Origin of the sequence: Chengkuizengella sediminis, assembly GCF_010078385.1 — a bacterium.
Taxonomy (GTDB): domain Bacteria; phylum Bacillota; class Bacilli; order Paenibacillales; family KCTC-33759; genus Chengkuizengella; species Chengkuizengella sediminis.
On the sequence record NZ_SIJC01000005.1, the window covers coordinates 152,197 to 164,767 of the forward strand.

Annotated in this window: 12 protein-coding genes; all 12 read right to left on the minus strand. The window is 35.4% G+C overall.

Annotated features, from left to right (window positions below):
- Positions 1 to 5 precede the first annotated feature (5 nt).
- The 12 genes from nrdE to EPK97_RS12165 all read right to left on the minus strand — a co-directional run bounded on the left by nrdE (position 6) and on the right by EPK97_RS12165 (position 12,540).
- Positions 6 to 2,084 (minus strand): class 1b ribonucleoside-diphosphate reductase subunit alpha, encoded by a 2,079-nt coding sequence (nrdE, locus tag EPK97_RS12110; RefSeq protein ID WP_162036882.1) that lies wholly within the window; start codon positions 2,082 to 2,084, stop codon positions 6 to 8.
- Positions 2,071 to 2,430, minus strand: a complete 360-nt coding sequence (gene nrdI, locus EPK97_RS12115) for a class Ib ribonucleoside-diphosphate reductase assembly flavoprotein NrdI (protein ID WP_162036883.1) — start codon at positions 2,428 to 2,430, stop codon at positions 2,071 to 2,073. The genes nrdE and nrdI overlap by 14 nt, the downstream gene beginning before the upstream one ends.
- Positions 2,431 to 2,759: 329 nt before the next feature.
- A complete protein-coding gene (locus EPK97_RS12120) occupies positions 2,760 to 4,151 on the minus strand; it encodes a cobyrinic acid a,c-diamide synthase CobB (RefSeq protein ID WP_162036884.1) in 1,392 nt (463 codons plus the stop codon).
- Between the two features lie 122 nt (positions 4,152 to 4,273).
- Positions 4,274 to 4,657, minus strand: coding sequence for a VOC family protein (locus tag EPK97_RS12125; protein ID WP_162036885.1), 384 nt, complete (start codon positions 4,655 to 4,657; stop codon positions 4,274 to 4,276).
- A 576-nt stretch (positions 4,658 to 5,233) separates the two neighbouring features.
- Positions 5,234 to 6,376, minus strand: a complete 1,143-nt coding sequence (locus EPK97_RS12130) for a cobalt-precorrin 5A hydrolase (protein WP_162036886.1) — start codon at positions 6,374 to 6,376, stop codon at positions 5,234 to 5,236.
- A 58-nt stretch (positions 6,377 to 6,434) separates the two neighbouring features.
- Complete coding sequence (gene cobM, locus EPK97_RS12135) at positions 6,435 to 7,205, minus strand: precorrin-4 C(11)-methyltransferase (RefSeq protein WP_162036887.1); 771 nt, start codon at positions 7,203 to 7,205, stop codon at positions 6,435 to 6,437.
- On the minus strand, positions 7,205 to 7,915 hold the full coding sequence (cobI, locus tag EPK97_RS12140) for a precorrin-2 C(20)-methyltransferase (protein ID WP_162036888.1): 711 nt from the start codon (positions 7,913 to 7,915) through the stop codon (positions 7,205 to 7,207). Before cobI ends, cobM begins: the two co-directional genes overlap by 1 nt.
- A complete protein-coding gene (gene cbiE, locus EPK97_RS12145) occupies positions 7,908 to 9,125 on the minus strand; it encodes a precorrin-6y C5,15-methyltransferase (decarboxylating) subunit CbiE (RefSeq protein ID WP_162036889.1) in 1,218 nt (405 codons plus the stop codon). Before cbiE ends, cobI begins: the two co-directional genes overlap by 8 nt.
- Positions 9,126 to 9,131: 6 nt before the next feature.
- The gene (locus EPK97_RS12150) at positions 9,132 to 10,238 is read right to left on the minus strand and encodes a cobalt-precorrin-5B (C(1))-methyltransferase (RefSeq protein WP_162036890.1); all 1,107 of its coding nucleotides are present in this window, start codon (positions 10,236 to 10,238) and stop codon (positions 9,132 to 9,134) included.
- A gap of 3 nt (positions 10,239 to 10,241) precedes the next feature.
- Complete coding sequence (locus EPK97_RS12155) at positions 10,242 to 10,892, minus strand: precorrin-8X methylmutase (protein ID WP_162036891.1); 651 nt, start codon at positions 10,890 to 10,892, stop codon at positions 10,242 to 10,244.
- Positions 10,882 to 11,658, minus strand: a complete 777-nt coding sequence (gene cobK, locus EPK97_RS12160; RefSeq protein ID WP_162036892.1) for a precorrin-6A reductase — start codon at positions 11,656 to 11,658, stop codon at positions 10,882 to 10,884. Before cobK ends, EPK97_RS12155 begins: the two co-directional genes overlap by 11 nt.
- Before the next feature lie 21 nt (positions 11,659 to 11,679).
- Complete coding sequence (locus EPK97_RS12165) at positions 11,680 to 12,540, minus strand: sirohydrochlorin chelatase (protein WP_162036893.1); 861 nt, start codon at positions 12,538 to 12,540, stop codon at positions 11,680 to 11,682.
- Between the last annotated feature and the right edge of the window lie 31 nt (positions 12,541 to 12,571).

Below are 12,571 nucleotides of genomic sequence, written 5' to 3' on the forward strand. Positions count from 1 at the left end.
CTTCATTACACCGCACAAGATGTACATTCTTCAATATCTAATCTTTTATTTCTCGTATAATAAAGTGACTTTAAACCTTTTTTGTTTGCATAAATGTAATATCTTGCTAACTCTCTAGTTGAAATATTGCTATCCACATACAATATAGTGCTTATACCTTGATCCACATGTTGTTGAATTTCTGCAATTAAATCTATTAATTTAAACTGATTCATATTAAACGCAGATTTATAATAAAACATATTTTCCCTAGATAAAAATGGCATTGGATAATACGTAGTTGAATTTCCATACGTTCTCGTTTCAATACGATCTACAACTGGCATTACACTAGAGGTTGAATTTTGGATGTAGCTGATAGATTGGGTAGGCGCAATCGCTAAACGATACGCATTATATAATCCATGCTGTTGAACTTGTAGTTGCAGGTTTTCCCAATTCTCTTTCGTTGGGATCTCAATTCCTTCAAATAAATCTCTTACCTTTTCTGTTTTAGGGACATAGTTATTTTCAATATATTTTGTAAAATAAGTCCCTTTTGCATATTCTGATTTGTTAAAATCCTTAAATGCTTGTCCACGATCTTGTGCAATTAACATACTCTTTTCAAGTGAATAGAAGTTGATCATCATGAAAAATGTATTTGCAAAATCCTTCGCCTCTTCACTCTCATAGGCAATTTTGTTTTTTGTTAAAAACCCATGTAAGTTCATTGCACCTAAACCGATAGAATGTAATTCATCATTTGCTTTTTTTACGGTTGGGGCGTTGTTAATATTCGTTAAATCAGACACTGTTGTGAGTGCCTCAATTCCCATGTGTACTGAATCCCTTACTTTTTTTGTTTTCATCACATTTACTATGTTAATAGAGCCTAAATTACAATTGATATCACGATTGATTTCATCAGGCTCTAAATAATCTCTTATGATGGATGTCTCCTGAAGCTGGAATATCTCACTACAAAGGTTCGACATTTTGATTTCACCAATGTCCTTTAAGGCATGTTGGTTGTTAGCATTCGATTTAAACATAATGTATGGATAACCTGATTCTAACTGAGTAGAAGATATTTTGATCAACATATCTCTTGCATTCATTTCTTTTCTTTTTACATTCGGATTGGCCAGCAATTCATTGTACATTTCATCAATGTTTATATCATCGAGATGAACACCATATTCTTTTCGAACAGAGTAAGGGGCAAACATACAGAATGGTTCGTTTTTCTCTGCTAATTCAAAAAATTTGTTCGGAATAATTAATCCAATGGATAGAGATTGAATCCTACTTTTTTCGTCAGCATTAATTTTTTTCGTATCTAGAAACTCAATAACATCCCAGTGAAATATATTTAAGTAAACAGCACCTGAACCTCTTCGTTGACCCATTTGATCGGCATAAGCAAAGGAGTCTTCTAGCAATTTCATAACAGGTAATACACCTTTAGCTGCTCCAGCCACTTCCTTAATAGATTCTCCACGTGAGCGAAGTTTAGATAAATTTAATGCAACTCCTCCACCAATTTTGGATAATTGCATGGAAGTATTTAAATTAAAATTAATAGAATTTAAACTATCATCTATGTCTAATAGGAAACATGAAACCATCTCACCTCTACGGCTTTTACCAGCGTTTAGGAATGTTGGTGTAGCAGGTTGATATCTTTGTTCCATCATTGCCTCTACTAACTTTCTAGCTTTGTTATAGTCCCCTTGACCTAAATATAAACCTACAATCGTTACTCGATCTGGGTAATGTTCTAAATATTTTTTCTTATCATTTGTTTTCATTGCATAATCTTTGTAAAACTTGGATGCAGCCATATAAGATTGAAATTGAAAATCATACGAGTGTACACACTGATAGATTTCTTCAATTTGCTCAATGGAATAGTCTTGATACACATCGTAATAAAAATCATTTTCTACTAAATAATCTATCTTTTCTTTTATGGAATTGAATTGAACGGTATTTTCGTTCACTTCCTCCATAAATGCTTTAACAGCCTCTTGATCCTTATCTAATTGAAAGAAACCATCTTGTTGTTTCATTACTTCATTATTAAGCTCAATATGCTTCAACGAGTAACACCCTTTCCTTAAATACCTTTAAATCTTTGGTTGTACCTGATAATTCAAACTTATGTAAAACAGGGACACCATATTGATTAGAAATAATATCCGCACTTTTACCAAAGTTGCTTCCCCAGTTTCTGTTCCCACTCGCTACTACACCAACCATGTGATGATGATTAAATTGTAAAAACTGTTCAACCTCTTCAGGGACTTGACCAAAACCTGTTGTATATGTAATTAAAATAAATGCCTCATCTATCATTAACTTTGTATGCAAATGAATGGATTCGACATTCAACTTCTCTATGAAACGTTTAACATTACCTGTTTTCGATGCATAAACGATTTTCATATAATCCCCTTCAAAACTGTAATATCCACAATATATAGTGGTGAATATGATTATAACCCACTATATATTGTATTCGCTAGTTTTAAAAAAACTTATATTAAGAGATTATAGTTAACTTATTTGCTGTTTCCTATTGTTTTCTCATCGAATCTATCAATTACTTATTTTTTCTTAAATCTACCAAATTTATTTCATTTATTTGAATATATAGCGTAGCAAAAATAACCATTCGTTTTATCAATAAATAATGGGGTTTTGTTCATTGTTCATTTTATAGTTAATATTATTCCTACATTGTAATTTTTTTCAATTACTTCTATGTAATCAGATCATTTTATTAAATTAGTCTCATCAATCTCAACACACTTTTCAATCCAATTTTTCACTAACGTAGGATTCGAAGCAAAATGGAAATGAGTATAACCAGCAATAAGATTTTGATTTAAGTACCCTTCTTGTTTTGTTCCTCTCATTCCTTTTGTTTCATACGCATGTTCATATGATGCGTTTGCTTCAAAAGTAGAATAGTGAAATTCATGTCCCTTAGCTTCAACTTGACCCTCCAATAAAAAGTTTCCTTTATTACCTGTGATTTCTCTATATCCTAAAGCAGCTAGTTTCTTTTGCATTTTTACTTTACCTGGAATGAGCCCAACCATAGAAAGCTTAGACCCATCTGTCGTTTCAATCTCCTCCGTTAAGTACATAAATCCACCACATTCAGCTAAGGTTGGTATTCCTGTTTCAATGGCATTTTTAAACGATAGTTTCACATCTATGTTTTCAGCAAGTTGTTCTGCAAATTCTTCTGGAAAACCTCCACCGATATATAATCCCTTAACTCCTTCCGGGACTTTTTCTCCAGCTAAAGGAGAAAAATATACAATATTGGCACCGTAGGCTTCTAGTAATTCTAAATTTTCAGGATAATAAAAATGAAATGCTGCATCCTTGGCAACTGCAATTGATATGTTTTTCTCTGGACTACATCTCACTTCTGTTAATAATTCTGGAGAAACTTCTAAAACCGGTGCTTCGGTTAAACGTAATAATTGGTTTATATCTATGGAGTTTTCTATTAAATCAGCTAATATTTCAAAAAACGAATCCAATTCTCCTCTTTCAATCGAAGGGATCAGTCCTAAATGTCTTTCTGGAATATTAATGTTGTCTTCTCTTTTTAAATATCCGATAACAGGTATCCCACATTCTTGCTCTATAGCAATCTTCACAAGTTTATAGTGACCCTCGCTACCCACTTTGTTGGCAACGACACCCACGATATTCACCTTTTCATCCAAACTCTGAAAACCTTTTACAATCGCTGCAGCACTACGAGCCATGCTTTGACAATTGACTACTAAAATGACAGGGCTCTCTGTTAATAAACTGATCTCCGCTGTACTCCCCGTATTTGTTTTTGGATTTTTGCCATCATAAAATCCCATCACACCTTCAATAATAGAGATGTCTGCATCTTTGCTGCCTCGATCATAAATTTCCTGAACTGTATTTGCAGAAGTCATCCAGCTATCTAAATTACGAGACACTCTACCTGTTACCGCTGTATGATAAGTTGGATCAATATAATCAGGACCACATTTAAAGCCTTGTACAGTTAAACCTCTACGTTTCAGGGCTGCCATTAATCCAATGGTAATGGTTGTTTTACCGACACCACTCCCTGTACCTGCGATCACAATACGTCGTTGTTTGTTCATAACCTCACCCTTTCTCTTTTATAAAAGTGTATTCAGATAATTTATGCACTTAAGAGTGGACTTCCGAAAATGGACTAGTTAACCAAAAAACTCGATAAGTGTTGGATAAACGTTGAAAGAGTCTAGGGTGCAACCAATTCAACCTTGATTCGATCAGGATCTTCAAAAAAGACCGCATAATAGTCTTCTCCACCTGCATAAGGATGTTTGTCTGTATATAGGATCTGAATTCCTTTTTCCTTCAATTTCAAAGTGATCTCATCCACTTGTTCCTTGGACTTTGCATGAAAAGCAAGGTGATTTAAACCAGTTCGACATCGATGGTATGGAACATCTAAGAACCTTTCTTCAGTTTGAACAAAAACAATATACGTCTCTTGGTATTTCCAACTGATGCCCGCATCCCATTTTTGAAAAACTTCATACCCTAAATCATCTAGGAACCATTCCCAGAATTTTATCGTTTCTTTTAAATTTGAAACATAGATTTCTACATGATGAAGCATGTGTATTCCTCCCTTTAATCATCGTTTATAAAATAAACCATTCTTTCAGTGGTGCAATTGAGAATAATACTGATTGGTCTTATTTAAGAAAATTCATTTCATCATCATAAATTAAGGGGAATTAATGGTCTTATTCTATTTCATTCGCCTCTTCATCATAAGTTAGAGGGAATTCGTGGTCTTATTCACCATATTTTCATGAAATTTAAGGTTAAACTGTTAAAATTGGGCGATTTAAGACCATCAAATACCGTTATTTATAAAAATTGCGTAAAAAAAGTGATATAAGACCATAAATTACCGCTAATTATCAAATTTGAAATAATGGACGAGAAAATTTGTTACATTTATCCATTATAAAATTTTATTGTGCTGATTAAAGTGCTGATTAAAAATTTACTTTCATTTATATCTTATCCAATTTTCTGTAGAACTGAATGGTAGCTTTTTTTACTTAACAATCTAAATCTTCAAACATGAAATCATATTCATTAAATTTTGATTTATAAAAATATCTCATATCATTATCTATTCATCAAATTTTGATTTATAAAAATATCTCATATCATTATCTATTCATCGAAATCTATCATCAGATTTCATCACTGCAACGGAAATCGTTACATTACCAGACTTTTTCTTTGTAAGAGATAGTTGGTCAACGCCACTATAACGTATTGCAGAAGGCTCACTTACTCCATAAGCCCCCGTATACTTATAAACAGTATCTGATGGCTGATCAATGTCAATTTCATTTAACTCTGATGGAGTATAAATTTGAAAATCCCAATTGTATTTATCAACCACTTCCAGTAATCCTTCTTCATCTTTTTTCAAATCAATCGTACATATCGTTTTGACACTTTTCATAGAAAAGTTTAGTTCTTCTAATGTTTCTCTTATTACTTGTTCAATTTCATCAGAGGATGTGCCTCGATTACAACCCATCCCTAATACGATCACTTTAGGTCGATACATCACACCATTATCCAATATAATCTCTTCCTCTTTGTTAAGTAATCGATGAGTGACAACCAAAGCAGCTTGAGGTTGATGTTCTAATGCTTCTTTTATAGAAGAAAAGAGATAAATGTTACTGGGTACTGGTGTATCATGCATCCACCAATTTCGCTCACCAGATTCTTGGATCACTGCTATTTTTTCTTCATTAACAACAGAAGCACTCACTGGTGTTAATTTATCTGCTGATTCCCATTGCCATCCAAAACGTTGACCAAATAAATCAACGGGAATTGTACCTTGCACATCAGAGGCAGTTGTAATTATAGGCTTCACGTTAATTGTAGCTGCAACTTCTCTAGTTAACTCATTTGCTCCACCTAAATGTCCTGAAAGTACACTAATGACATGTTCACCTTTGTCATCAATTACAACAATTCCTGGATCTGTTTTTTTATCCTTTAATAAAGGAGCGATCATCCGCACAACTGCCCCAAGAGAAATAATAATAATGATACCTTTATAAACGGGGAAAAGAGCTGGAAATAACATTCTAACAGAACCTTGGAACATTTGAATCCCTTTACTAGATTCATCGCCTACTTCAAACTTATTCATATAGTACAAATCTGTATTAGAAAATTTTTCATGTAAAGACCGAGCCAAAGCTACTCCATGTTTAGTAATGGCTACTATGGCGTAATCCGAACTCTGTTGAATAACTGGAAACTCTCCTTCTTTTAATTGGATAAAGGACATTTCAGTACCTTCCTTCTTCATAAAATGGTAACAGATAATGGTATAAGAGCTTTCTATATTACTTCACGCCTTTTCTGAATCCATGTGTAAACTCTTTATCATATAACTTGGAACGGTATTCTTTTTCATGAATATTCGGATCTAACGCCCATCCTGCTAAAATCATAGCATGCGCACGAATCCCATTTTCACGCATATCCTTGTCTAAATTTTCTATTGTTGTTCGTACAATCTTTTGGTCAGGCCAAGTTGCTCGTTGAACGACTGCAACAGGTGTTTGCTCACTCCATCCTGCTTCTATAAATTCCTTTGTTACCTTTTTCGTTAAAGTCGCACTTAAAAATAAAGCAATGGTACTATGGTGTGAAGCGAGATCCTTTAGTTGCTCTAGTTCTGGTACAGGCGTTCTTCCCTCTGCTCTAGTTAATATCAACGTTTGTGTTAATTCAGGAATCGTAAGTTCAGCACCCACAGCAGCTGCTGAAGCAAACACAGAACTTACACCTGGAATAATTTCACACTCAACGCCTTCTTTTTTTAGAAGTGCCATTTGTTCCATCGTTGCCCCAAACATTGCTGGATCACCTGTATGTAAACGAACGAGCATTTTTCCCTGTTTTACCTTTTTCACCATCAGATCTACCATTTCATCTAAAGCCATTCCAGAGCTTTTGATCACTTCTGCTTCTGATTTTGCTTTTGTAGTTAATTCTTCATTTACTAAGGAATCTGTATATAACACAACATCCGCTTGCTGTAATAACTTTAACCCTTTCACCGTAATCAAATCTGGATCGCCAGGACCCGCACCTACAATATATATTTTCATTATTTTCTCACCACCATTAACGTTAAATATTCCAATTCTGCTCCCTCAAGCTCCTCAACATTCGTCCATACTCTTTCTTCTTCTGAAGTCACTTTTGTTACAACTGCTGCTTTATCTACTAGTTCCAATTCTCTTAATATGCCAATCATCATATCCAAAACTTTTGCCACTTTAATGAATACAACACAGTCATGTTCAATTAATGCTTTTCTCATGTTCTCTACATCATTTGTAGCAGGTACGATAGCTACTTGCTCATCTCCATCTGCTAGTGGCAATCCCATTCTAGCCGCAGTTCCATTCACAGAGGAAATACCAGGTACAACCTTGATTTGGATATCGGGGTGCAGCTCCTCAACTAAACGTTGCATATGTATAAACGTACTATAAAGCATAGGATCGCCTTCAGTTACAAAAGCTACGTCTTTCCCTTGATTTAATTGCTCACTTACCGTTTCTACTGTTTTGTTCCATTGCTTTTCTAACGTTGATTTATCCTTAGTCATTGGAAAAATCAACCCTACCATTTCTTTTTCCAACGGATTAATATATTGCTCAGTAATCGCTAAAGCGTAACTTTTACTTCCTGATCTCTTTTTTGGATAAGCAATAACAGGAGATTCCTTCAGAATGCGAAATGCTTTTACTGTAATCAATTCAGGATCTCCAGGACCCATGCCAATACCATATAATGTGCCTAAATTACTCAATTCCCGTATCCTCCTCTTCTCTAAACGCTGTGATGATATATATAGGATTCAGTGCATCAAACCGATTCATATGTAAGATAGGTTTACTTCTTGAAATCTGAGCCATTGTAATATCAGTCTTAAATCCTTCCTCTTTAAAAGCTTGACTAGCTTCATACAATGTTTCGATTGTGGCGGCGTTTAAAACGATTCTTCCATCTTGTTTTAAACGATTGCAGCATATACTTAGTAGTTTCTTCAGCTCTCCACCACTGCCTCCTATAAATACAGCATCCGGATCAGGAAAGTCCTCTAACCCTTCTGGAGCTTTGTTATGTTGGACAGTCATATCTACTCGGAACTTTTTCATATTTTCCAAACAATTTTCTAAATCCTTTTCATTTTTTTCTATAGCATATACTTCTCCATCTTTTGCAATTCGACCCGCTTCAATGCCAACTGAACCAGTACATGTCCCAATATCCCAAACTGTACTTGTAGGTTTTAGTGCCATATTCATTAAACTTAAAACACGTACTTCTTTTTTCGTAATTAACCCTTTATCTGGCTTTCTTTGTGAAAATTCATGATCGGCAATCCCCATTGTCCAAGAAGGGCCCTTAAATTGTTTCGCTAAAATCACTACGTTTAATTTTGAAAAAGTGGAATCCTTCATTTCCTCCAGTTCATACCATCCTGTTTTTTCATCTGTACTTCCCAAATTTTCTGCTACAAACGCTCGATATTCTGTCATACCAAAGTTCAATAAATATTTGGCTATGGCTTGAGGGTTGTTCATATCATCCGTTAATAAAATCACATTCTCTTTCCCATCAATGCGCTGAGCAAGTCCTTTCATACTTCTACCATGAATACTTGCACAATGAGCATTTTGCCAACTCTCGCCCACTTTTGCATAAGCAAGTTGAATCGAACTCAGATTAGGATAAATTTCCACTTCCATTTTTTTAGATAAATATCCACCAATCCCATAAAATAAAGGATCACCTGAAGCAAGTACAACGACTTTTTTATCACTAGATTTAATTAGCTGAACTAAATGGCTTAACCCGCCTTTAATTGCTAATGTTTCCCCTATATAATCTTCAAAAAAAGATAATTGCCTTTCGCCACCTACTAGCAGTTCACTTTCGTAAATCCACTTCTGGTAAATGGGCAACAAGCTCTCTTTTCCGTTATCACCAATCCCAATAATTTTAATTAAGCTCATACAATCTCATCCTTTAATCGTTTTCCTACCTAGTAAAACACCTTTTAAAGTGCTGATTACAGTTTCAACCTCCATATCGCCATTGACTTCCTTTAAGCTGGATAAACAACAATACTCACACAATGTATCAAAAAATAGTTTGTTGTTCTGCTCTAACATCATGTCACCAACTTGTGAGGCTGTATTCGCTGTTTTTATATTTTTTAATGTTGTTTCATCCACATTACATTCTGCGGCTACTTTGGCAAGAAAGTTAAAATCTATTGGAGCACTTTTGGAATGAACCATCATCACACCGTTTGCCACTTTTGAGAATTTACCCATCATACCAACCAGTGTCACCTTTTTCACTTTTTTATTTTTGCATGTTTTTAAAGTGAAACCTATGAAGTCCCCCATTTCGATAAAAGCTTCCTCAGATAAATCGGGATATAACTCCATTCCGAATTTTTCACTTCTTCCGCCTGTAGCTAAAATAAGATGTTCACAACCTGTTGTCACTGCAACATTGATGGCATGTGCAATACTCGCTTTGAATGCTGAGGTTGAAAACGGTACGACTGTACCTCTAGTCCCTAAAATTGAAATTCCACCAAGAATCCCTAATCTTGCATTTAAGGTTTTTTTGGCGATTTCCTCACCTTCAGGAACCGAAATTTCGACTCGAACCCCTTTTTGTATTTCAAATTGTTGTAATAGAGTCTGGGTCACTTCTATGATCATTTTATGAGGTACAGGATTAATTGCCGCTTTACCCACCTCAACTGGTAAACCTGGTTTGGTTACTCTACCAACACCGATCCCACCATCCAGTTCAATTCCCGAGTCCTTAATCCAAGAAACAGTAGAAAGAATCAAAGCACCATGCGTTGCATCAGGGTCGTCTCCGCCATCCTTTATCGTTCCGGCAGTTGCTGTTTCCTCATTAAACTCACAAGTAGACATATCAAAGGAAACTTGCTTCCCAATAGGCAAAGTAATGGTCGCTTCCTTTTGTTTTTCCTGAAAAATCAATGCAGTTAAAGCTGCTTTCGTCGCAGCTGTTGCACAAGCACCTGTTGTATATCCATGACGCATGTCTTTGGGATCTTTCTTTGTTTCTTTTTTCTTCATATATTACACCTGCCGAACAGCCATCAATGATATTGCATTTAATGCGGCCACCGTCACAGCACTTCCACCTTTTCTTCCGATATTTGTAATGAAAGGAATATCTAATTTAGCTAATTCTTCTTTAGATTCAGCAGCAGAAACAAAACCTACAGGCATCCCGATCACAAGCCCTGGTTTCGCTTCCCCATTTTTCACTAAACGGATTAATTCTAGTAAGGCTGTAGGTGCATTTCCGATCGCAAAAATACCACCTTCAGCTTCCTTAATTGCTTTTCGCATCGATATAATGGCTCTTGTCGTGTTTAATCGTTTCGCTTCCTCCATCACATCTTCATCCGATATGTATACTCTGACTTCAGATCCGAACTTTTCAAGTCTGGGTTTGCTAATGCCAACCTGAACCATTTGAACGTCTGCTACTACGATTTCCCCATTTTGCACGGCTTTAATACCCGCCTGTACCGCAGTTGGGTGAAACAATACACTTCTACCTAAGTCGAAATCGGCTGAGGCATGAATAACACGTTGTACGACTGGATATTGCTCTTCTGTAAAAGAGTGTTCCCCTAATTCTTCTGTAATCATTTCAAAGCTTTTTCCTTCTATTTCTTGTGGTTGTACTGTTAGTGGTTTAAATTCCGTTTTAAAATCCATGCTTAAGTTCCTCCTTTATATAGTTCAATATGTTTGCAAAATCAGAAAATTTAGTTCCGTATTGAATTTTTGGCCTTGTGATCATAATCGTTTCAATTCCCATTTCTAACGCAGTTTCCACCTTTTCGTCCACAGCTCCAACCTTTCCACTTTCTTTCGTAATCATGACATTGACCTTATAAAGATCGTAAAGTGCATTGTTTAATTTTTTTGAAAATGGACCTTGCATAGCGATGATATTTTTTTGTTGTATACCTAACTCTTCACACTTTTCCAAATTGTCTTTACGAGGTAACATCCGAGTTACCAATGTGGTATCAGGCAGGTCAATTAGTTTATCTGTAAATGTTTTTAACGTTTTACTGCCTGTAGTTAACATGACAACTCCTTGCTTTTGAGCTGCTAATTCTGCCGCCTGTTCATATGTTTCAACTTTATGCAGTAATGAATGTCGTGTAAACTCTAAACCTTCTCTTTCAAAACGAACATACGTGATTCTACTTTGTTCTGCACAATGAATCGCGTTTTTTGAAGCCTCTTCCGCATACGGATGACTTGCATCTACGATCATTTGAATATTTTTTTCTTTGACCAATTCCATCATCGCATCTGATGATAGTCTTCCAACTAAAACTGGTAAATCTACTTCTCGCATTGAAATCGCTGCATTTTCTGTGACAACCGTTGTTATTAAGGGGATATCCATCTCTTTCATTTGCAAAGCTAATTCTCTTGCATCACTTGTCCCTGCTAGAACTAAGATCATTTTGGTAATATCTCCCTTCATTTAAGCATGGTGGTGATGATGGTCGTGGTCATGATCATGATGATGGTGATGATCAATATGTTTCATCGCATCTAAACGGTATGTACAGTTATCACAATTCATCTTCACTTCACCCCGTAACCCTTCGTTTACTCTCTCTATTAGAACTTCTTTCAAATTCGAATGAAATCCAAAGTATTCACCTAGTTGAAACTGATGATTTTCATATTTTTGTTGATAGGATTTCACCATATCTTCCATTCTTTTAATTAAAATACCTGTAAACAAGAAATACGGAAGTATAACTACATTTTTCGCTCCAAGTTTTAAACAACGTTCTATTCCTTCATCCATTGATGGGAACGTAACCCCAATAAATGCTGTTTCAACCCATTTCACTTTCATCTTTTCCCAAAACAAACGAGAGATTTTGTAAACATCACTATTTGCGTCTGGTTCACTACTCCCTCTTCCTACAATTAATACCGCTGTTTCTTCTTGAATCTCTTTTCCATTCATCTCAACGACATCTTGAAAACGTTCATTTAATATATCAATGACAAGATCATGTACTCCAATGGGTCTCCCATACACAAAATGAACCTTTGGATATTGTTCTTTTGCTTCATCAATCGCTGCTGGAATATGGATCTTAGAGTGCCCTGCACCTAATAAGATAATTGGGATTACAACAACCTTCGTTGCTCCTTTATCAATACAAAGGTCTATTCCTTGATTGATATTTGGTTTTTCAAACTCTAAAAAACAAGTTTCTACTATCGGTGTATGAATACGTGGCAGCATATTTTTTATAAAAGTTCTAACCTCATCATTACCTTCTTTATCTCTACTTCCATGACCCACAAATAATACAGCTTCCATGATTAATACCTCCCATGATTTCTTTCCTTTT